Genomic DNA, 21,343 nt, shown 5'->3' with positions numbered 1-21,343 from the left:
GTGCTTACGCATGAGAAAAATCGGCCGCGTGCGCGAGCTCGGACGCGATCCGCGCATGCCAGGCCGCACGCCGGCGCTGCCGGCTGTCCGCATCGATCGAGGGTTCGAACACGGCGTCGGTGACGAGCGTCGCGCGGGCCGCATCGAGCGATTCCCACATCAGCCCCGCCGCGCCCGCGAGAAACGCCGCGCCGCGCAGGCTCGCGCGATCGCCTTCGCGCATCCGCCGCACCGGCACGCCGCTCACGTCGGCCTGGATCTGCAGCAGCGTGTCGCTGCCCGCGAGGCCGCCGCCGACGATCAGCTCGGACACGCCGGCCTGCGCGACCGCCTCATTGGCCTCCATGCACGACGCGACCGAATGCGCGATGCCTTCGAGCACCGCATGGGCGACCTCGGCCTGCGTCGTCGCGATCGAGATGCCGGACAGCAGCGCGCGCGCATTCGGCTCCATCCGCGGCACGCGCAGGCCGGTGAGCGCCGGCACGAACGTCACGCCGCGCGCCGACCGCACGGTGCCCGCCAGCGCGCTGATCTGCGCGGGATCGTCGAACCAGCGCAGCTTTTCGCAGACCCAGCGCAACGCCGAGCCGGTCGTCGCGACGAAGGTTTCGAGCGAGTAATGCGACACGCCGCCGTGCCGCCGCGCGGTCATCGCCAGCGTGCCGTCGTGCGCGTGACCGGGTTGCGCATGCGAGCCGGTGTCGGGGCGCGCCGTCCCCGTCAGCAGGTCGACGAAGCTGCCGGTGCCGTGCACGCACATCGCCTGGCCGCGTTCGACGCAGCCGAGGCCGACCGCGCCCGCGAACTGATCGCCCGCGCACGCGAGGATCGGCACGTCGATGCCGAGCACGTCCTCGCGCGTGCGGCCGAACGCGTCGGCGTCCTCGCGCAGCGCGGGCAGCAGTTCGCGCGGAAAGCCGAGCGCGTCGAGCCACGGATCGAAATAGCGATGCTCGCCGAGCAGATACGCGCTGGCGGACGTCGCGTTGGTCGGCGTCGTCACGCACGTGCGTGCATCGGACAGATGCCACAGCAGCCACGTATCGATCGTGCCGAACGCGAGAGAGCCGGCGCGATGCGCGTCGGCCACCGCGCGCGACGTGCGCAACTGGTGCACGGCCCACAGATACGGCGAGCGCACGCCCGCCGGCCGGCCGACCTGCGGCACCAGCACGCGGTCCCAGTCGGCCGCGAGCCGATCGAGCTCGGCGGCATGGCGCGTGTCCTGCCAGACCATCGCGGGCACGAGCGCCCGGCCGGTGCGCGTGTCCCACAGCACGGCGGTCGCACGCTGCGTCGCGAGCGCCAGCGCGACGATGCGCACACCCTGTTCATGCGCGTGTGCAAGCGTCGCGCGGCAGACGGCGAGCGTCTTGTCGAGGATCGCGTTCGCGTCCTGTTCGACGACGCCGGGCCGCGGGCTCTCGACCGACAGCGGCAGGTATTCCAGGCACGACACGTGTCCGCTCGCGTCGACGAGCGCGGCGCGCGTGCCGGACGTGCCTTCGTCGATCGCAAGAATGGCGTTTCGGGATTCGGTCATCGCTGCGTTTTCTCGATGGCGGGTTTCAGGAAGGCCGACGGCACGCGCGCGTCGTCGCCGAAGTGCGGCGCGTCGGGTTCGTTGTCGGGATTGACGGGGGTGCGGGTCGGGTCCCAGCGGATCGCGAAGCAGATCGCACTGGCCACGCACGGCACGATCGCGAGGATCAGGAACGTGTGTTCGAGGCCGTAACGCGCACGAAACAGCGGAAAGACCAGCAGGCCGAGCGCCGCACCGATCGAGCCGAGCGCACCGACGATGCCGTTCGCGCCCGCGCGCAGCTCGCCGCGAAACGACAGCGAAGACAGGCTCTTGCCGTTCGCGCCGGGGCCGGCCGAGTGGAACAGGATGAACAGCGACGGCACGACGACCGACAGCCACAGCGGCATGCGTGCCTGGAACAGCCCGAGCGCGACCAGCATCGCGCAGACCGCCGCGAAACCGAATGCCGACGCGCGACGCAGGCCGACACGGCGCCCGACCGCCGACGACGAGAAGCCGCCGACGATCCCGAACAGGTTGAACACGAGCGCGCCGAGCGTCGCGTAGACGAAGTCCTTGCCGAACAGCGCCGCGCTGATCAGCGGCAGATACCAGCCGATCGCGAAGTATTCGATCGACTGGCCGATCTGCACGGTCGCGGCCAGGATCGTGCGCGGCAGGTAGACGCCGCGAAAGATCAGCAGCACGTTCGCGAGGCCGCGCGTCGCCGGATTGACGACTGGTGTACGTTCATGCGCGGGCGCGGCGACGAATGGCTGCCCGTAGATGCGCGTCATCGCGCGCGCCGCATCGTCGAGCCGCTCCTTGCGGGTGAGCCAGATCGGGCTTTCGACGAGGAACGCGCATTGCAGCGCGAGGATCGCGACGCCGAACACGGCAGTCGCCGCCACCGAATAGCGCCAGATCGAATCGCCGACCTGCCATGCATGAAACAGCAGCGCGAGCAGCAGGTTCAGGCACACGGCCGTGTACCACATGCCCTGCCAGGTGTTGAGCCGGCTCTTCAGGCGGCCCGGCGTGAACTCCGCGAGCATCGCCATCGCGATCGCGAAGTCGATGCCGTACGCCATCCCGACGAAGAAGCGGCCCGCGAGAATCGTATTGAAATCCGGCGCGAACACCACCAGCAGCGCGCCGATCACCGACAACAGCTTCGCGGCGATCAGCGGCCGTACGCGGCCCCAGCGGTCGGCCATCCAGCCGCCGATCGGGTTGAATGCGATCGCGACCCACGACGCGAACGACGTCATCCATGCGACCTGCGCAGCCGACAGATGCAATTCGCGCGTCATCGGCCCGAGGCCGGCACTCAATGCCGAGTTGGAAAATGCGTCGAGAAACAGCCCGCCGAGCGACAGCCACCAGACGAGTCCCGCCCTGCCCGCGATACCGGGGCGCGTGTCGAGAAAGGAGATGACGTCTTCAATGCCATGAAGCTTGACCGCGATCGTTTGCACAATCGGCCTCCGTATATTTGTTCTGTAAGAGGCTCGACATTGCAGATGCGATCGACGCATGGAGAGACCATCTTACAGATAGTCTCTTATCTAGATCTGCCTGCGCAATTTACGGCGGGCAGCGCGCCGGTGTCAAGCGTGGTCGGTTGTGCGATGCAGCGAGCGGCACGTCGGCGCGCCGCTCAATCGTTGCGTACGCAACGTTATTTCCAGACCAACCGCGCGCGGCAAGGCATACGTTCACCACGGCACCGTCCGCCCCAGATAGTCGAGATACTCGAGCCCAGGCCGCGCCCGCTTCGCCAGCAGCACGTCGACGAGGCTCGGCACGCTTTCATCGATGGTCAGGCGTGCGTCGGGCCCGCCGAGTTCGGTGCGGACCCAACCGGGCGCCATCAGCGCCAGCGCGCGGCGCGTATCGGCCTGACGCGCGGCGAAGCTGCGCATGAACTGGTTCAGCGCGGCCTTGCTGCCGCGATACACCTCGCGCATTCCGCTGACGTTGTTGGTCACGCTGCCCTGCCCCGACGACATCGCGCCGATCAGCCCGTCGTCGGTCACCCGATCCTGCAGCGTCTCGATTACGCGCATCGGCGCCAGCGCATTCGTGATCATCACGCGCACGAATTCGTCGGTCGTCACTTCGCCGATCGTTTCATTCGGATCGTTGGTCGTGCCCGCATTCACGAACAGCATGTCGAAGCGCCGGCCCGACAGGCGCTCGCGCAGCGCGGCCAGTTGCTCGGGCGCGCAGATGTCGAGCGTGCCGATCTCGAGCCGGCCGTCGAACCGGTCGGCCAGGTCGTGCAGCTTCGTGCGGCCCGATCCTTCGCGCACGGTACCCGTCACGTGCCAGCCCTTGTGCAGGAATGCCTCCGCCATCGCCAGCCCGAGGCCGCGCGACGCCGCAACGAGCAGGATCGCGGGAACGTTTCGTCGATTCGATTCGGTCGATTGCATGGTTTTTCGCCTTTGCCGTGTTTCGTCATGCACCCACTATAGGCGCGCACCACGACAGGCGCCAGACGCACCGAATGCAATCCATCATTGCATCGAACGCCTGGCCACACCGCACAGTGGCGTATCCTGTCCGCATGGAAGACATCGACCTGAACCTCGTCACCGCACTCGACGTGCTGTTGTCGGAAGGCAGCGTGACCGGCGCCGCGCGCCGGCTGGGCCTGAGCACGTCCGCGATGAGCCGCACGCTCACGCGGCTGCGCATCGCCACCGGCGACCCATTGCTCGTGCGCGCCGGGCGCAAGCTCGTGCCGACGCCGCACGCAGCCGCATTGCGCGACCGCGTCCATGCCGTCGCGAGCGACGCGCGCGCCGTGCTTCGGCCGGCGACCGCCGACGTCGACCTCGCGACGCTCACGGCCACGTTCACCATCCGGGCGGCCGCATCGTTCATGGAAATGCTGGCCGGCCCGGTCGTCGCCGCCCTGGCCGACGTCGCGCCGCACGTGCGTATCCGCTTCGTCCCGAAGCTCGATCGCGATCCGCAAGCGCTGCGCGACGGCACCGTCGACCTGGAAATCGGCAAGCGCGGCGACGACGCGCCCGAACTGCACACGCGGATGCTCTTTCACGACTGGCACGTCGCGGTGGCGCGCGCCGCGCATCCGCTGTTCGCGTCGGCCCGGATCACGCCCGCCCGCTATGCAGCCTGCCGGCACGTCATGGCGGCCCAGCTCGGCGATTTCGGCGGGCCGGCCGACGACTCGACCGGCGAGGCCGGCCCGGGCCCCGCCGTGCACGTCGTCGTGCCGGGCTATCCGGACGCGATGCGTGTCGCGGCCAGCACCGACCTGATCGCGCTGGTGCCGCGCTCAAGCCTCGGCAACGCGTGCTCGCCGGGGCTCACCGAAGCCCTCGGGCTACGCAGTTTCGAGATCCCGGTCCGCCTGCCGGCGATCCTCGTATCCGCGCTGTGGCATCCGCGCATGCACGGCGACCCCGTCCATCGCCGCCTGCGCGACACGGTCATCGCCGTCTGCCAGCGCGCGTATCCGGATTCCCGCCCGCCACGCGCAGCGGCGCGCGGCAAGGGAGCACGCGCCGCGTAGGCGGCCCGGCCAGGCGGCGCCGGCGGGCCCTTCGGCTAAAATGCCGCACTTTCCACCTTGTCCGGCCCGCTCGCCATGCAACCCGCCTCCTCCGCCCCATCCGCCCCCCACGGCGCCGACGCCGCAGAAGCGGCCCGCGACCTCGTCTACGGCCCGAACGACCGGCCGGCGCCGATGGTCGCCTTCGTTGCCGCCCTCCAGCACCTGCTGGCGATCATCGTGCCGATCGTCACGCCGGGCCTGCTGATCTGCCAGGCGCTCGGCGTGTCCAGCCGCGATACGACCCTGATCGTGTCGATGTCGCTGGTGATTTCCGGCATCGCCACCTTCGTCCAGTGCAAGCGCTTCGGCCCGCTCGGCGCCGGCCTGCTGATCGTCCAGGGCACCAGCTTCAACTTCGTCGGCCCGCTGATCGCCGGCGGCAGCCTGATGGTCAAGCAGGGCACGCCGGTCGAGACCGTGATGGCATCGATCTTCGGCGTGGTGATCGCCGGGTCGTTCGTCGAGATGGGCGTGTCGCGCATCCTGCCGTTCGTCAAGCGCCTGATCACGCCGCTCGTCACCGGCATCGTCGTGCTGCTGATCGGCCTCACGCTGATCAAGGTCGGCCTCATCAGCATGGGCGGCGGCTACGGCGCGATGGCCAAGGGCACGTTCGCGAGCGCCGAGAACCTCACGCTGTCGGGCCTCGTGCTCGGCACGATCATCCTGCTGAACCGCGTGCCAGTCGTCTGGGTGCGCAGCACCGCGCTCGTCATCGCACTGGTGATCGGCTACCTCGCAGCCGCGTTCCTCGGCCGCCTCGATTTCACCGGCATGCACCAGGCCGCGCTGTTCCAGGTGCCGACGCCGCTGCACTTCGGCATCGGCTTCTCGTGGGCGCTGTTCGTGCCGATGCTGATCATCTACCTCGTCACGTCGCTCGAAGCGATCGGTGACGTGACGGCCACCAGCAAGATCTCGAACGAGCCGGTCGAAGGGCCGGTGTGGATGCAGCGGATCAAGGGCGGCGTGCTCGTCAACGGCGCAAACTCGCTGCTGGCCGGCGTGTTCAATACGTTCCCGAGCTCGGTATTCGCGCAGAACAACGGCGTGATCCAGATCACCGGCGTCGCGAGCCGTCACGTCGGTATCTGGATCGCCGGGATGCTGGTGGTGCTCGGCTTGTTCCCGGTCGTCGCCGGCGTGCTGCAGGCCGTGCCGGAGCCCGTGCTCGGCGGCGCGGCGATGGTGATGTTCGGTGCAGTGGCCGCGTCGGGCATCAACATCCTCGCGGGCGTCCACCTCGACCGTCGCGCGCTGCTGATCATCGCGGTGTCGCTGGCGCTCGGCCTCGGCGTGTCGCAGGTGCCGGACATCCTGAATAGCCTGCCGCATGCACTGAAGAACGTGCTGGAATCGGGCGTGGCGACGGGCGGCATCTGCGCGCTCGTGATGAACTGGTTCCTGCCGGAAAAGAAGTAAAAGCAATCGCGGTGCGAACCGCACGACAACGTGGCGCGTGGGATGGGCCGCGTCGGTCGTCGTGCCAAACGGCATCAGGGGCCCGGCGCACGGCCCTGCCACCAGCCTTGTGCTTTGGGCGTGTCACGCAGCGGCCGGCCGCGCAGCGGCGGCAATCAATCGTCAAACCCGGTCAGGCCGCCTTGGCCGATCGATTTGTGCTGGTTAGAATCACGGCATGCCCCCGATCCTCGCGCCCGACAACACCCCCGAAACGATTGCCGTTCCGATCAAGGAACGCGCGACCGTCGTCTGCTATCGCGACGAGCGCGTGTTGCTCGTCACGCGTGCGGCGTCGCGCTGGGCCCTTCCCGGCGGAACGATCAAGCGCGGGGAAACCCCGCTCGAAGCCGCGCATCGCGAGTTGTGCGAAGAAACCGGCATGACCGGCCAGCATCTGGTGTACTCGATGCAGTTCACCGGGCTCGCGAAGATCCATCACGTGTTCTTCGCGGAAGTCGGGCCGGACCAGACGCCGCAAGCGAACAACGAGATCGAGAAATGCAAGTGGTTTCCGATCGACGGTGTCGACCGTCTGCGCACGAGTATTCCGACGAAGCGCATCGTCGAACTCGTCTACAACCACGAAATCCGCAAGACGTAGCGCATCCCGAGCCGTCGGCCGGCTCGAGTCGATCGTCGTGAATCAGCGGTGCGCGAATGCTCAGTACGAGCGCTTTCTTCGCAGTTCGTGCGTGGAATAGACGACGAGGAAGATGCCCAGCATCGTGGCGCCTGACGCCATGAAGTCGTTTGCGCTTCCCGCGCCGCGCAGCGCCGCCGGGAAAATACCGAGACTCAATCCCGCGCCAGCAAGAAGCAACCCTGCTGCCACGCCCCAGATCGGTCCGGCGGTCTTGTCGGTCTTATTTTTCATACAGCACCCGTCTACAGTCCAGTCATGACCTGGCCGGCACCGGCAAACAGCGCCGCGTCTACCGCCAGTCGTTCCACTATAGCCGGAAAATAATTCGCTGCGCCCCCGGGCATTTGCCGATCAAGTTTTACCGTTCACGACCGTCTGCCTCCGGCCCGCGTCCCGATCGTCACGGCACGATCCGGCATCGAAGCGGCACCGCGCGGCGGCACTCGGGCAAGCTGGCCGAGGCCGCCGCGCGGCTGCAGTCGATGCGGTGCCGGGTCGGCCGACCGCGGCGACCGACGCGTCAGAGAAACAGCAGCGCCTCGTTCAGATCCGTCTCGCGGCGCGGCTGCCCGCGCCAGCCCATTCGAACAGGAACCGAATAGAGCCGTGGCGCGCCGAAGCGCGGCCAGAAATGGCACAGCCCCGGCGCGATCACCTGCACGACGGACAGGCCGAGGTCGGGCCGCGTCTTGTCGACGACGAGCACGTCCATGCCGCCCGCCGCGATGCGTCCGACACCCTGCTCGATCGCCGCCGGCAGCGACGCGGCGCCGATCGGCGGCCACGTCGAGCGGGTCGTGCGGGGCAGATCGGCCGCCGGATACAGGAAACCGGTGTCCGCGAGCTTGTCGCGATCCCACGGGTGCGGCGCGTCGGCAGCGACGTCGAGCAACTGGTTGACTTCGGTCAGCGCCCGCTGCATCGCGATGGCGCCGTCCGGATGGCAGCCGAAGCCGATCGAGAAGCGCCCGTCCTGCGGATTTTCCGCGAGCGCGGCCACGGTCGGCACGCCGAGATCCGCGGTGAGGTCGAGCGCCCACAAGCGCCATCCGAGCGTCGCGTATTCGCGCACGAGCGCATCGAAATACGGATCGTCGAAACTCGACAGTTCGATGCCGGGGCGCGCGATCCGGTTGTACCACCAGATCGCGACCGCATCGCGCTCGATCAATTCGAGCATGCCCTGCAGAATCGCCTCGTCGACGCTCGATCCCGCCGCGCAGCCGTTGGGGTTGTGCACGCAGGCGGCCGGCGCCCGCGCGCTGTCCGGCGTTTCCGCATAGCAGTAGCTCAGCGGCACGAGGTGGCGCCGGCCGGTTACGAGCGACCAGGCCGGCGTCCAGTCGATGACGTCGCGCGCGGTGAAGCGCGGCGGCACCTGTTTGCGAACATCGCGGGTCAGCGCGTTGATCGCGTCGCGCGCGTCGAATTGCCGTTCGCTGAACTGCTGAAGGTCGTTCACATGGATCGGCGCGGCGTCGCAGGCGGGATCGGCGAGCAGGCTTTCGATGCTTCCCGTCAGCGTCGCCTCGTCCCCCTGGTACACGCTGCTGAATCGCTCGAGCGCCTCGCACAGCGCGCTCGCCCGGGCCTGCTCGTCCGTGCGGCCCTTGCCGGAGCAGATCCTGTCGAAGCGGTTGCTGCCCGGCACGGCCGCCGGGCACACGAGAAAGCCCGACGCGTAGACCTTGCGCAGGCCCGCGTGCCGCTTCGGCATCGGGTGCAGGTAAGCGATCGCGCCGCTGATCGGCGACACCAGATGGGCATGACGCGCGAACACCTGTTGCGGATCGGCGGTACGGTAGCCGCCGTCGGCCCGCGCCAGCGGCGCACGATCCGCGAGACGCGGCGCGCGCGCCGCCTGTTCGCGCATCCACGCGGGATTGCCGCAGCACGGGCATTGCGGACGCTTCACCACGCGGTGCCGCTCGGCGGCCAGTGTATCGATGCGCTGCGCCACGATATGCCCCTGCGCCCGTTCCGATGCCGCGGGGTTGACCGTGATCTGCTCGACCGTTGCCGCCACGAGTGCCGCCGCGGCGGAAGCAGCGGCACGCGACGCCGCCTGCGGCAGACGCGCCGCGTCGCTGCCGTGATGGCGCGCGAGCAGTGCTTCGACGGGCCGGTTGACGCGAATCCAGTAGCGCACGCATTCGATGCACGGCGCATCGGCGAGCGCGTCGCCGCCGGCCAGCAACGGCCCGATCAGCGTCTGCACGCCGCCCGTCGTCACGACCAGCAACGCCCCGCCGCGCGCCGCGACGCGGGCGGCGCACGCGGCGAGATCGTCGCGATCGTGCGTATCGGCGATCGCGACGGTCAGCCCGGCCTCCGTCACGACGTCGATGCCGGCCGCATCGAGCGCGCGCCTGAGCGCCGTATCGTCGGCACCGAACCGCTCGACCGCGACACGCAATTGCGCGACGTGCGCGCAGGCCGCGTCGCCGTCGAGCCCGGCACGCTCGAAGAAGCCGCGCGCCGCGTCGTCGTCGTGCGGCCGGTCCGCACGCACGTACCCGCGCCGCACCAGTTGATCGAGACGCGCGAGCACCTCCCATTCGCCGAACGCACCGGCAAGCGACGTCACGATCTCCGCGATCGTCATCCGCGCGCGCAGGCACGCCGCGATCTGCACGAAGATCGCGCCGGACAGCATCACGCGCTTGAATTCGTCGACGACGAACAGGGTCTCGGGCCCGGCATCGAGCACGAGCAAATGCGGTTTGAAGCGCAACACGCGCGACAGGTCATCGAGCATCGTCGGGTTCCATACGGCGGGTAAACGAACGTCGCGCGACCCCGGGGCCGCGCGACGGTGCAGGACGCGGACGCGCCGCGTCAGCAGCAGGTGAACAGGTAACTCGGCCCGGCGTCGCAGTAGGCCGCGAGCGCCACGGCCTCCTCGTCCAGGCTCACCGGCTGCTCCGGTATGCCGACCGTCATCACGTTGCGCGGCAGGTGCCAGCTCCCGCTGCCGTCGCCGTGACGCTGCCAGCCATGATCGCCGGGCGTCTTGACGATCTCGATGTCGACGATCCACGGACACTGGTAACCGAAGTATTTCGCGAGCGTCTCCAGCGGCTTCTCCAGCAGCTCGCCCTTGAATTCCGGATTCCGCCACGAGAGCGCGATCGCGCGCAGATAGACCTTCTGGAACTCCAGCATCGATTCGAGCGTCGGATTCGCGTTGTTGTTTGCCATGTCGGTTTCCCCGCGGTCATTCGATGACGGTGATGTGGTTCGCGTTGTAGGCGGCCAGCGCCTGCACGAATTGCGCTTCGTCCGCCGGTGCGGGCGGCAGGTACAGCGTGAGCTTGTTTCGCCGGCCGGCCGTCCAGTCGCCGTTGACGGTCGGCGTCCACTCGGACGATTTGGGCTGCACCTTCAGGTCGAGCCGGAACGGAAAGTGATAGTCGAAATGCTCGCGCAGCGCCTTGATCGGGTCGGCCTCGAGTTCGTCGAGAAACGGCGGCGAATGCCACGCCAGCGCGATTGCCCGGATGACGGTGGCGCGGTATTCGAGAAACTGCTCGTACGTCGGTAATCGAAGATCCTTGCTCATCTCTCTGTTCTCCTGATTGACGAATGGAACCACTTACGGCAACGACTGCAACAGCGTCCCGGCGAGCCTGGCGATGCGGCCCATGCCCGCCGTCGTTGCAACTTCGACCGCGCGCCGGCACGCGTCCAGCGCGGCCACGCCGCCGCACCGCGGGTCGGCCAGGCGCAAGTACTCGCACTTCTTCATCAGCAGTTGCGCTTCGTAATATCGCTCCCCGGTCGACTCGCACCAGGCAAGGCACGCTTCGATCCGGGCAAGCGCGGCGCCGTGCTCGCCGCGCGCGGCATCCAGCTCCGCCAGCAGCGACGCGTAGTAGGTCAGCCCGAGCAGTCCGCCCGACTGCCGCTGCGCATCGAGATGCTCGACGACACCCGCGCGATCCCCGTGCGCCCACGCGCGGATGATCGCCGCGTAGTGCTCGACCGCGCGCAGCCGGTGGATTTCCGACAGGCGCAGAATCGTTTCCGACAGCGCGAGCGCCGCGTCGCGATCGCCCGCAAGCTGGTACGTGCGCGCGAGGTACATCATCGTGACGCCGAGCGTCGGCAAATGGTCGAGGCAGGTCGCGCAGTACACCGCGTCGTGCGCCATCGCGAGCGCGGCCCGCGGATCCTCGTCCATGCACCAGCGCACGCTCGCGAGCGACGCCATCGTCCACGCACGCGTATCGAGCCCGAGGATGCGGCGATGGCTCGCGTCGCGCCGCACGTCGTAGCCCGCCAGCACCGCTTCGAACGCGGCGCGGGCGCGCGCATAGTGGCCGTCGACCCACAGGCTCATGCCGCGCATCGCGTCCGCCGCGACCTGAACGCCGGCATCGCCGCGCGCGGTCGCGAGCGCGTCGAGCCGCAAGCCGATCCCGCGCACGGTGGGACGGTCGCCCGCGACGTGGTAGTAGGTCGACAAGGTCCATAGCGCGCTGATCTCGAGCGCCGGGTCGCCGAGCGTCTGCACCTGCCGCAGCAGCTGCTCCGCATGCTCGCGCACCTGCGGGTCCGCCCAGCCGAACCGCGCCATCGTCGCGTGCGTCAACGTCGTGCGGATGCGCGCGCTGTCGTGTTCGCGTTGCGCGTAGTCGGCGTGGCCGAGCCATTCGAATACGGCTTGCCCGTAGCGGATCGCGTCGTCGTACCGCGCGCCCTCGAGCGCACGGCGCGCCGCGTCGATGCCATGCGCGATCGCGTCGGCCAGGGCGCCCGCGCGCGCGAAGTGCCCGGCGATACCGAACGTGTGCGCACCGGCGCCCCGATCGGCTTCCGCGATCAGCGCGCGGCCGACCCGCGCATGGTTGCCGCGCCGCACGGCGGGCGGCATCGATTCATAGGCGGCGTCGCGGATCAACGCGTGGCGGAACGCGTAGAACACGCGATCGCGCCGATGCTGCGCGTACACGATCCGCTCCTCGAGCAGCAGCCGCAGATGCCCGTCGAGCGTGGTCCGATCGTGCGGCGATGCGTCGGCGAGCAGTTGCGCATCGACCTCGAGCCCGATGGTCGCGGCGAGCTGTGCGGTGTCGCGCGCGTCGTCGATCCGGTCGAACGCGAGACCGAGCATGCCGCCGAGACTCAGCGGCAGCGGAGAAGGATCCGTTGCCCGCAGCCCCGCGAGCGAACCGTCCGCGCCGCTCGTCGTCAGCTCGCGCGCGACGGCCTCGATGAACAGCGGGATGCCCGCCGTGCGACGGGCAAGCAGGTCGAGCCAGGCCTGATCCGGCGCGCCCCACCCCAGGTACGCCGACATCAGGCGCTGCGCATCGTCGCGCGGCAGGCGGCGCAGCACCAGGCGCTCGGTCGCGCCGCGCCAGCGCCCGAGCTTGTCTGGGCGCGACGTGAAGACGACGGCGAGCGCCGCCGCGCGCGGCGAGCGCTGCAGGTACGCGAGAAAATCCTCGGTCGAGCGGTCGATCCACTGGACGTCCTCGACGACGAGCAGCACCGGCGCACCGTTGCCGAGCGACGCGATCAATTGCTCGAGGACGTCGAACAGCGCGTGCCGTTCACGTGCGCTCGACCACAGGAACCCCTTCGCATCGCACGGCAGCCCCAGCCAGGTCGCGAGCGCGGCGCGGGCCACCGCATGGTCGCACTCGAGCGGTGCGATCATCGCGTCGATCGCGTCGAGTGCGCCGCCTGCCGGGCTGTCGGCGTCGATATGCCAATGCGCGCCGATGAACCGCAGGATCGGAAACAGCGCATGGTTCTCGCGTTCCGGCAGGCACCCGCAATGCGCGAACGCGTGGCCCTGGCTCCGCACGGCCTCGCACAGCTCGTGCACGAGGCGCGACTTGCCGATTCCCGCTTCGCCGACGACGAGCCGCGGCACACCGTGCGGCGCAGGCTCGCCGCGCATCGCGCGACGATATCGTGCGAGCGTCTCCTGCCAGTGGCGCAACAGTGCGTCGAGTTCGCGCGCGCGGCCGACCAGCGGCGCCCGCACGCCGGTGTCGAGCGAATCGAACGGCGTATCGGCGCGCCGCTCGCCGAACAACTCATGAACCGGCTGCGGCAGGAGGCCCGCGTGCGGCAGTCGGAGCGCGGTCGGCCGATGGTCGGCATGCCGTTCGAGCGCGAGCCGCGCATCGTCGCTGATCAGGATCTGCCCGGGTCCGGCAAGCCTCAGCAATCGTGACGCCGCGGCGGGCGTCGATACGCCCGACATATGCGATGCATGCGCGAGCACCTGCCCGACGTGAATCGCAGCGGCCACTTCGACGCGCCAGCCTTCGCCGCCGCCGATGCCGATGCCGCCGACCGTCGCCGGCACCGGCAGCCGCGCGCGCCCGGCCACCCGCACCATGTCGAGCGCCGCGCGCGCCGCGCGGCGGGCGGGCCGGTCGATGTCGCCCTGCAGCCCGAAATGGAACAGCAGCGTGTCGCCGAGCCGCCCGCCCGCGTGCGCGCCATAGCCGACGGCAATGTCGGCGCACTGGGTCAGCCATTGCTCCTGGTAGCCGTCGAGCAAGTCGCCATAATCCGTTCCCGCGTGGCGTTGCCTGCCCTCCCCGGCAATCGTCACGCAACAGCACAGCGTGGTGACCTGCCGGTACTCGCCGGCCGCCGCGATCGTGTCGCCACGCGGCGCGAACGGGTGCGGGCGCCGCTGCCGGCCGGCGCGGCTTGCGTCGAACTGGCCGACGAGCGCCGCGAAGTTCAGCGCGCGGAACTGCTCCGCCAGTTCGTCGGCCGACGCGGCGCGCTGCTCCGGATTCTTGTTCAGCGCGCGCCGCAGCACCGAGCCGAGCGGATGCGACGCGATCGACGGCGGGAGCGCGACATCCACCGGGCTGAGCTGCTGATAGAGAATCTCGGCCACGCTGGTGCCGTGCATGACGACATCGCCCGTCAGGCACTCGATCACGACGAGGCCCCATGCATAGAGGTCGCTTTTCGGCGTCGGCGGCGCGTTGCGCAATTGCTCGGGTGCGCAATAGGACGGCGAGCCGAGCACCTCGGTCGCCAGCGTCGCGGTCTGTCGCGCGATGTCTTCCGCGCCGGGCAGCAATGCGCCGATGCCGAAATCGAGGAGCTTCGCGTGCGGCCCGTCATCGGCCATCGCGATCACGATGTTCTGCGGTTTCAGGTCCCGATGCACGATGCCGCGCCGATGCGCGGCCGCGAGTGCGTCGAGCACTTCCGTCATCAGGCGCCCGGTGTCGACGGCCGACAGCGGCCCCTCCGCCGCGAGCCGATCGCGCACGGTCCGGCCCTGCACCAGTTCGAATACCGCGAACAGCCGCCCGTCCGGCGCTTCCCCCTGGTCCAGCAGCGCCACGATGTTCGGATGCCGCAGCGCTTCGCACAGGCTCGTCTCGCGCCGAAAACGCGCACGCTGGCGGGCGCGCTCCGCGGCGGTCCGCGCGGCATCGTCGCGCATCAGCTTGATCGCGACCGCCTGCCCCGTTTCTCCGCAGGTCGCGCGAAACACCACGCCGTTGCCGCCTTCGCCGAGCAGCGGGCCGAGCCGGTAGCGCCGCTTGCCGGCAAGCTCGGCGAACGGCGCGACGGGCCGCCGCGCTTCGGACGCTCCCGGCACGACGGGCGCGCGGAGCACGGTCGGCAACACGGCTGGTTCTCCCGTCTTCACGAGTAATGGACGACCGGGCCCGACGCGGGACGAGGTGCGCCGATACGCAGCGCGCCCGGCACCGACTGGCATTCGAGATGCTCGCCGCGCATGATGCGGAACGGAAAATCGCCGAAGCGGACGCTGCCGCGCCGGCGCTCGACGAGCTGGCCCGCGTCGAGCCCCGGCAGCGATGCGAACTGGCTCCGCGCGCGATGAATCTGCACGTTGACATGAGACGCATCGATACCGAGCATGTGCGCCAGCCGGTCGAGGTCGATCCAGCCTTGCGAGGCGGCGTCGTAGCCGGCCTGCATGTCGGCCGAGCGGGCGCGCGCAAGCGTGACGAGGCTGTAGTGATGAGCCCGCTCGCCGAGGTCGACCACGCCGCCGCGCACGTGCAGCAGCGTGCGCACGTGCTCTTCGTTACGGCTGACGAAGAATTCGAGCAGTTGCGCCGGGATGGCAGGATCGGCGGGCGCGGGAAGCATCATCGTCGAGCCGCAGCTCACGAGCGTCACGCGCCACGTGCACTCGCCGGTCGACACTTCGTCGCCGTCATGGAGCGCGCGCGGCGGCAACGTGTCGTCACACAGCCATTCGCCGGACGCCGACCGGACGATCGTGACCGGTTGCGCGGCACGGGCTGGCAGGCTCTGGCGCGGCGCAAGCACGATCGGCGGCGCGACGCCGCGGATCGGCCACAGCGTATCGGCCGGATCGTCGAGCACATCGACGCGCCACGGCGCGATACCGGCCCGGCCGAACCGGATCACGTCGCCGGGTCGCAGCACCGCGTGCTCGCCGTCGCGCAACGGCACGCCCGATACCGACGTGCCGTTGCTGCTGTGATCGTGCAGTTCCCACAGCCCGCCGCTCCAGCGGATATGGGCATGGACGCGGGACACCGAGGCGTCCCGGATGACCGTGTCGCACCGCGCGGGATCGCGGCCGAACACATGATATGCGCGCAGCAGGCACGCTTCTCCGGAAGCATCGTTCTTGAGTATCGCCATGACCGCCCCGTTCGGAATCGCCCGGATCGATGGCGTGATGCATCGACGCTGCCGGGCAAGCGATTGATTCACCAATTGCGAACGATGTCGCCTGTTCGCCGCCTCGCCACCTTTTTTGTCATATTTCCGTCAAACCGTTACTCATCCGGAGCGTGCCATTTACGTTAATTGAATTATCGACCGCGTCGTTTTTTGGCGCCGAGCAACGTGATGAAAATCCTGCCAAATAAAACCGCGCACAGCAACCGAAATAATCAGCCCGCGATTTCACATTGCAATGCTTTACATTTTCGACGGATTTCAGGGAAAACTTAAGGGTCGAATAGCTTGTCACACGCGGTGCGAGGGTGCTGGCGGCCCACCCGCTCGATGCCTGATACAGCGCCCGGATAGGCTGACAAGCCCGCTTCACCCTCAAGACGAGATAAAAATCAGTTTGATCGTTTCCGAAAATCGCACAATCCACAGCAGCGTTTTGATTGCAATAATCTTCACTTCTTCAATTATCAAGGCATATCGTTTCGACGCACGAATCATCGCATCTGGATAATGCGATCCGGATAATTTTCCGCGCCGCATAATCGGGACATATCTCAACGCGCACGAAAGATAATCCTGCCTTCCAGATCCGGGCCTCGGCGATTCCCAGCCTTTACTTCGGGATACGAATCGGAAAAATTCTGCGGACCCGTCACGGCAGGGATGGATTTTCCTCGCTCGGGACACGCGACGCGTCCCTCGTCTCGCCTTCACCGCTGGCTGCGCGAAGCGCGACGTACCAACGAGGAAGGTTCAAGACGAACGGATCAACGCGCGAAGCAGTCCGGTCACGTCGACGTCCGGCTTCACGACCGGCGGCACGGCGCCGCTTCGAAAGGGATCAACGGGGGAATCGACCTCGGCACGGCAGCCTGCATGGCCGCACCCCGGATGACCGCATCGTTCGCTCGCCGCGGCACTCGTCGTGTTCTCGCGGATGGCGCCTCGGCTCGGCGCGCGGCTCGTCGAAGCCGAGATCAATCCGCTGTTCGTGCTCGACGCCGGCCAAGGCGGGCGGGCGGCAGACGGCGTCGCCGTGATCGCGTGACGCGGCACCCAGCCGCTCGTTCGCGCGATGCGATTACTGTCGCACGAACGGCCGGCCGACCAGCGTCAGCTCGCGCCGTCCGCCGTATGTGCACACCGAGCCCGCTCGATACATGCACACAGCGCTTCGACGATTGCGTCGAGCGGTGTGCCCGGTCCGAAAGTCGCCGCGACGCCCTTCGCTTTCAGATGTCGCGCATCCGCGGCGGGAAAGATGCCGCCCAGCACCACCGGAATCTCGGCGCGATGCAATGCCAGTTCGTCGAGCAGCCCGTCGACGAGCTCGAGGTGGGCGCCCGACAACGACGAAATGCCGACGATATCGGCGCCATGCGCCTGCGCGGCTGCCGCCACGGATGCGGGTTGCTGAAAAAGCGGCAGGCGAAGGACGTCGAATCCGGCGTCCTCGAGCGCGGCAGCGACGACGGCCGCACCGCGGTCGTGTCCGTCCTGGCCGAGCTTGGCGATCACGATGCGCGGCCTGCGTCCCGCACGCTTCGCCAGCCGGTCGACGCGGCCCTTCGCCGCCCGCCATGCGGCATCGCCTCGCCGATGGTCGCCGTATACACCCTCCCCGTGCGCTTGCACCGCCGCGGCATGCCGCGGCCATACCGATTCCAGCGCGCGCGTACACTCCCCGACGGTCGCACGTACCCGCATGCAGTCGATCGCCAGTGCGAGCAGGTTTCCGGTGCCGTCGCACGCCGCGTCGGCCAGCCGCTGCAACGCCGTCGCCACCCGCGCCGGATCGCGCGCGGCCTTGACGGCTGCGATTCGGCGCGCCTGCCCGGCACGAACATGACGGCCGTCCGTCTCGCGCACCATGAACGCGTCCGTCGGATCGCTCGCGACGAAACGGTTCACGCCGACCACGGTCCGACGCCCGGAATCGACCTGCGCCTGCGTCGCGGCCGCGGTACGCAGCAAGCGCCGCTTGACCCAGCCGGACTCGATCGCGGCAATCACGCCGCCTTGCGCGTCGATGGCCGCCAGCTCGGCGCGCACGCGTGTCGCGACGCCGTCCGTCAGCGACTCCATCATGTACGAACCGGCCCACGGATCGACCGTGTCGCACAGTCCCGTTTCATGCTGCAGAATCAGCTGCGTGTTGCGCGCGAGGCGCGCCGCCGCCGCGGAGGGCAGCGCAAGCGCTTCGTCGTACGCATTCGTGTGCAGCGACTGCGTGCCGCCGAACGCCGCGGCCATCGCCTGCGCCGTCACGCGAACGATGTTGTTTTCCGGCTCCTGTGCCGTCAACGACCAGCCCGATGTCTGGCAATGCATGCGCAGTGCGCATGCCCGGGGCGAACGCGCGCCGCACGCGTGTGCGATCTCCGCCCACAGCAGGCGCGCCGCGCGCAGCTTGGCGATTTCCGTATAGAAATCGCTGCCGACGCCGAAGAAGAAGCTCAGGCGGGAGCAGGCTTCATCCGCGGGCATGCCGCGTGCGGCCAGCGTGTCGACGTACGCGCGCGCATTCGACAGCGTCAACGCGAGTTCGAGCACGGCATCGGCGCCGGCTTCCTGGAAGTGATATCCCGACACCGACAGCGCATTGAAGCGCGGCGCATGCCGCGCCAGCCACAACGCGACGTCGGCGGCGATCCGCATCGACGGCGCCGGCTCGAAGATCCACGTATTGCGGACCATGTACTCCTTCAGGATGTCGTTCTGAATCGTCCCGCCGATCCGCTCGGGTGGCACGCCCTGCTCCTCGGCGGCCACGACGAATGCCGCCATGATCGGCAGGACCGCGCCATTCATCGTCATCGACACGGTCGTGCGATCGAGCGCGATGCCGGCGAACAGCCGCGCCATGTCCTCGACCGTATCGATCGCGACGCCGGCCACGCCGACATCGGCCCGCGCCTCGACACAATCCGAGTCGTAGCCGCGCTGCGTCGCCAGGTCGAATGCCACGGACAGCCCCTGCGCGCCCTGCTCGAGCGCCGTGCGAAGCGCGAGATTGGAATCCACCGCGTCCGCGTGCCCCGTGTATTGCCGGATCGTCCATGGGCGATCGGTATACATCGACGCGTACGGCCCGCGTACATAGGGCCACGCGCCGGGCATGCCGTCGAGGTGCGCGACGGCTTCGAGATCGCGCTGCGTGTACAGTGTCCGCAGCGGCACCGTGCGCGCGCCTCGATCGTTCGGCGCGACGTTCTCCACGTCGGCGCCCGGCACCATGATTGCCGCTTCGTTCATGCCCGGCTCCAGTGCTTTTGCGTGATCACGTCGGCAATCTTCGTCCCGTCGCTGTCGCGCACGATTTCGCTCCAGTGCAGCAGGCTATCCGCATCGGGTCGGGCCCGCACGAAACGCACGGTCAACGCATCGCCGATGTCGAGATTTCCGTGGAAGTACAGTTGACGCGCCGCCAGCACCGGTGCGTGCGCGAAGCGGTAATGCTGCCATTCCGCGCGGTCGACGAATGCCTGGAAGCTGGCGAAGTACAGCAGATCCGCGCCATTGAAATCCATGTTCGGGCACGGCAGGAACGAGACGCTTGCGCCATCGTCCTCCGCGAGGCCGGCGAGCGCCGGCACGATCGACGCATCCCGCACCCGCAGCTTCTTCGCCCGTTCCGCCATCGACAGCGCATCGGCCGGGACCGGCCCGGTGCGGCCGTCGACACCGGTCATTCGCGCCTTCATCACCGAACGGTTGCTGCCGGCGTGTTCGCGCGTCACGAACGTCGACATCATCCGCACGATACCGGCTTCGTCGTCGCCGTGCCGGATCCGCTGTTCGCTGAAATGGCGAATCGGGCCGACCCGGTGAAGCGCGACATGAAGCGCGAACGTGTCGTTCTCGCGAATCGCGTGACGGCGGTTCATGTCGACGCGCACCGCAACGAACGACGCATAGGCACGCCGCCCCTCGTCGTCGAAGAACTCGGGCACGTCGCGGCCGCTATGCGCGGCCAGCGCGTCCCAGTGACGTTGCCCGCACTCCTTGAGCAGCCAGTTTTCCGCGAGCCCCGTGTGCGCGAGTTGCGGCATGCCGGCCCGATAGCGATGAATGGCGGTATGCATCGGCGTCAGGCGGCCAGGCTGTCGGCCGAGCACCGCGCGGCCGTCATCTCGGTCTGGATCTGGTCGACGATATGGGCGGCATCGCGCGCCACGCCGGAGAATCGCCCCGAACCCCACGTGTACAGCCAGGGCAGCCCGACGAAGTAGAGCCCCGGAACCGGCGTCACGCCGCGCCGGTGCGCGGGATAGCCGCGACCGTTGAAGACCGGCGCATCCAGCCAGCTGAAATCCGGGGTGAAGCCGATGCACCAGATGACCGATGCGATGCCGCTGGCCGCGAGATCGAGCGTCGCGCGCTCGCCGGCCGGACGCCACACGGGTTCGTAGCGCGTCGCAGGCGGCGCCGCGATCCCGTTCTTCTCGATATGGGCATCGATGCCGGCATTGATCCGGTTGTACGTATCGTCCGCACTGTCGAGCTGCGTCGACAGATCCGCGGAGAATCGCAGCTGCCCGTTCGTGAAATCCTCCAGCCGGCCGTACAATTCCATCCCTTCGACGGCAAAGCGGCGCAGATCGATGTCGCGCCCGCCGTCGCGGCCGGTCACATAGTGGTTGGTGTTGTCGCGCACGCCTTCGCGCAGCGGATGCGCATCGACCGGCATGTCGTAGTACTGCATGTCGGCCAGCCAGTCGACGACGTCCCTGCCCCGGTAGAAACGGGCACAGCGAGGTGCCTCGCCCACCGCGAGGAACACCTTTCGCCCGGCGAGGTGGAGGTCTTCCGCGATCTGCGCACCCGACTGTCCCGATCCGACCACGAGAACCGGTCCGTCCGGCAACGCAGCCGGATTCCGGTATTCCGACGACTGGATCTGCACGATCGTTGCCGGAAACCGCTCGGCCATCCGCGGCACGATCGGCCGATGGTAGCCGCCCGATGCAACGACGACCCGATCCGCCGTGTACGCGCCGCGCGACGTCGCGATGCGATAGCGTCCGTCCGCATCGCGCGTCACACGTTCGACGGCGGTATGTTCCAGCACCGGTGCATCGACGCTGCGAATGAAGCCGTCGAGATACTCGACGATCTCGTCCTTCGTCATGAAGCCGTGCGGATCGGCGCCGCGATACGGATAGCCCGGCAGCGCGCACTGCCAGTTCGGCGTCACCAGACAGAACGCGTCCCAGCGCTGCTTGCGCCACGTGTGCGTCACGGTCTCCTTTTCGAATACGAGATGATCGATACCTGCCTGCTTCAGGTAATAGCTGATCGACAGTCCTGCCTGCCCGCCGCCGATGACGGCTACGCCGAGATGGGCATCGATATCCGGGAGGCTGGATGAAACAACGGGTTCGCTTGACATGATGCATTCCTGAATGTTTGTTGACCGAAGACGACAGTGGACTTCTGC

The 21,343-nt window shown here is 68.4% G+C and carries 15 protein-coding genes; 3 read left to right on the top strand and 12 right to left on the bottom strand.

Translation table 11 applies throughout. The features are described 5' to 3' along the window. Positions 1–4: 4 nt before the first annotated feature. The 3 genes from HWW87_RS03625 to HWW87_RS03615 all read right to left on the bottom strand — a co-directional run bounded on the left by HWW87_RS03625 (position 5) and on the right by HWW87_RS03615 (position 3,966). The gene (locus HWW87_RS03625) at positions 5–1,546 is read right to left on the bottom strand and encodes an FGGY family carbohydrate kinase (protein WP_175819262.1); all 1,542 of its coding nucleotides are present in this window, start codon (positions 1,544–1,546) and stop codon (positions 5–7) included. Beyond that, a complete protein-coding gene (locus tag HWW87_RS03620) occupies positions 1,543–3,006 on the bottom strand; it encodes an MFS transporter (protein WP_175819261.1) in 1,464 nt (487 codons plus the stop codon). Before HWW87_RS03620 ends, HWW87_RS03625 begins: the two co-directional genes overlap by 4 nt. Before the next feature lie 240 nt (positions 3,007–3,246). Next, the gene (locus HWW87_RS03615) at positions 3,247–3,966 is read right to left on the bottom strand and encodes an SDR family oxidoreductase (RefSeq protein WP_175819260.1); all 720 of its coding nucleotides are present in this window, start codon (positions 3,964–3,966) and stop codon (positions 3,247–3,249) included. A gap of 134 nt (positions 3,967–4,100) precedes the next feature. On the opposite strand from HWW87_RS03615, the gene HWW87_RS03610 reads away from it, so the two are divergent. The 3 genes from HWW87_RS03610 to HWW87_RS03600 all read left to right on the top strand — a co-directional run bounded on the left by HWW87_RS03610 (position 4,101) and on the right by HWW87_RS03600 (position 7,182). Continuing rightward, positions 4,101–5,075: a LysR family transcriptional regulator gene (locus tag HWW87_RS03610; RefSeq protein WP_175819259.1), complete on the top strand. Its 975-nt coding sequence runs from the start codon at positions 4,101–4,103 to the stop codon at positions 5,073–5,075. Between the two features lie 75 nt (positions 5,076–5,150). Then, positions 5,151–6,539 carry a nucleobase:cation symporter-2 family protein gene (locus HWW87_RS03605; protein ID WP_175819258.1) on the top strand — a complete coding sequence of 463 codons (1,389 nt, stop codon included), beginning with the start codon at positions 5,151–5,153 and terminating at the stop codon, positions 6,537–6,539. A gap of 217 nt (positions 6,540–6,756) precedes the next feature. Continuing rightward, positions 6,757–7,182 carry an NUDIX hydrolase gene (locus HWW87_RS03600; RefSeq protein ID WP_175819257.1) on the top strand — a complete coding sequence of 142 codons (426 nt, stop codon included), beginning with the start codon at positions 6,757–6,759 and terminating at the stop codon, positions 7,180–7,182. Between the two features lie 60 nt (positions 7,183–7,242). Here HWW87_RS03600 and HWW87_RS03595 read toward each other — a convergent pair whose 3' ends face one another. The 9 genes from HWW87_RS03595 to HWW87_RS03555 all read right to left on the bottom strand — a co-directional run bounded on the left by HWW87_RS03595 (position 7,243) and on the right by HWW87_RS03555 (position 21,295). Continuing rightward, positions 7,243–7,455: a hypothetical protein gene (locus HWW87_RS03595; RefSeq protein WP_175819256.1), complete on the bottom strand. Its 213-nt coding sequence runs from the start codon at positions 7,453–7,455 to the stop codon at positions 7,243–7,245. Positions 7,456–7,744: 289 nt separating this feature from the next. Further along, complete coding sequence (locus tag HWW87_RS03590) at positions 7,745–9,982, bottom strand: TOMM precursor leader peptide-binding protein (RefSeq protein ID WP_175819255.1); 2,238 nt, start codon at positions 9,980–9,982, stop codon at positions 7,745–7,747. An 80-nt stretch (positions 9,983–10,062) separates the two neighbouring features. Beyond that, entirely contained in the window at positions 10,063–10,425 is a 363-nt protein-coding gene (locus HWW87_RS03585) for a BMA_0021/BMA_0022 family TOMM bacteriocin (RefSeq protein WP_175819254.1), read from the bottom strand. 16 nt (positions 10,426–10,441) lie between these two features. Continuing rightward, positions 10,442–10,786: a BMA_0021/BMA_0022 family TOMM bacteriocin gene (locus tag HWW87_RS03580; RefSeq protein ID WP_175819253.1), complete on the bottom strand. Its 345-nt coding sequence runs from the start codon at positions 10,784–10,786 to the stop codon at positions 10,442–10,444. 33 nt (positions 10,787–10,819) lie between these two features. Next, a complete protein-coding gene (locus tag HWW87_RS03575; protein ID WP_175819252.1) occupies positions 10,820–14,869 on the bottom strand; it encodes a TOMM system kinase/cyclase fusion protein in 4,050 nt (1,349 codons plus the stop codon). After that, positions 14,866–15,864 carry an FHA domain-containing protein gene (locus HWW87_RS03570; protein WP_175819251.1) on the bottom strand — a complete coding sequence of 333 codons (999 nt, stop codon included), beginning with the start codon at positions 15,862–15,864 and terminating at the stop codon, positions 14,866–14,868. Before HWW87_RS03570 ends, HWW87_RS03575 begins: the two co-directional genes overlap by 4 nt. A gap of 1,152 nt (positions 15,865–17,016) precedes the next feature. After that, on the bottom strand, positions 17,017–19,158 hold the full coding sequence (gene scpA, locus HWW87_RS03565) for a methylmalonyl-CoA mutase (protein ID WP_175819250.1): 2,142 nt from the start codon (positions 19,156–19,158) through the stop codon (positions 17,017–17,019). Continuing rightward, positions 19,155–19,988, bottom strand: coding sequence for a Pnap_2097 family protein (locus HWW87_RS03560; RefSeq protein WP_175819249.1), 834 nt, complete (start codon positions 19,986–19,988; stop codon positions 19,155–19,157). The genes scpA and HWW87_RS03560 overlap by 4 nt, the downstream gene beginning before the upstream one ends. Positions 19,989–19,993: 5 nt before the next feature. Beyond that, entirely contained in the window at positions 19,994–21,295 is a 1,302-nt protein-coding gene (locus HWW87_RS03555; protein ID WP_175819248.1) for an MSMEG_0569 family flavin-dependent oxidoreductase, read from the bottom strand. Positions 21,296–21,343: the final 48 nt, after the last annotated feature.

This window comes from Burkholderia sp. BCC0419, from assembly GCF_902830285.1.
Taxonomy (GTDB): Bacteria; Pseudomonadota; Gammaproteobacteria; order Burkholderiales; family Burkholderiaceae; genus Burkholderia.
Note: the sequence above shows the minus strand (reverse complement) of the source record. Positions and strands in the feature narration are given on the sequence as shown.

Bases quoted from the DNA above. Each gene is read 5' to 3' on its own strand.
- HWW87_RS03625 (WP_175819262.1), bottom strand. From the start codon at position 1,546: ATGACCGAATCCCGAAACGCCATTCTTGCGATCGACGAAGGCACGTCC.
- HWW87_RS03615 (WP_175819260.1), bottom strand. From the start codon at position 3,966: ATGCAATCGACCGAATCGAATCGACGAAACGTTCCCGCGATCCTGCTC.
- HWW87_RS03610 (WP_175819259.1), top strand. From the start codon at position 4,101: ATGGAAGACATCGACCTGAACCTCGTCACCGCACTCGACGTGCTGTTG.
- HWW87_RS03605 (WP_175819258.1), top strand. From the start codon at position 5,151: ATGCAACCCGCCTCCTCCGCCCCATCCGCCCCCCACGGCGCCGACGCC.
- HWW87_RS03600 (WP_175819257.1), top strand. From the start codon at position 6,757: ATGCCCCCGATCCTCGCGCCCGACAACACCCCCGAAACGATTGCCGTT.
- HWW87_RS03595 (WP_175819256.1), bottom strand. From the start codon at position 7,455: ATGAAAAATAAGACCGACAAGACCGCCGGACCGATCTGGGGCGTGGCA.
- HWW87_RS03590 (WP_175819255.1), bottom strand. From the start codon at position 9,982: ATGCTCGATGACCTGTCGCGCGTGTTGCGCTTCAAACCGCATTTGCTC.
- HWW87_RS03585 (WP_175819254.1), bottom strand. From the start codon at position 10,425: ATGGCAAACAACAACGCGAATCCGACGCTCGAATCGATGCTGGAGTTC.
- HWW87_RS03580 (WP_175819253.1), bottom strand. From the start codon at position 10,786: ATGAGCAAGGATCTTCGATTACCGACGTACGAGCAGTTTCTCGAATAC.
- HWW87_RS03570 (WP_175819251.1), bottom strand. From the start codon at position 15,864: ATGGCGATACTCAAGAACGATGCTTCCGGAGAAGCGTGCCTGCTGCGC.
- scpA (WP_175819250.1), bottom strand. From the start codon at position 19,158: ATGAACGAAGCGGCAATCATGGTGCCGGGCGCCGACGTGGAGAACGTC.
- HWW87_RS03560 (WP_175819249.1), bottom strand. From the start codon at position 19,988: ATGCATACCGCCATTCATCGCTATCGGGCCGGCATGCCGCAACTCGCG.
- HWW87_RS03555 (WP_175819248.1), bottom strand. From the start codon at position 21,295: ATGTCAAGCGAACCCGTTGTTTCATCCAGCCTCCCGGATATCGATGCC.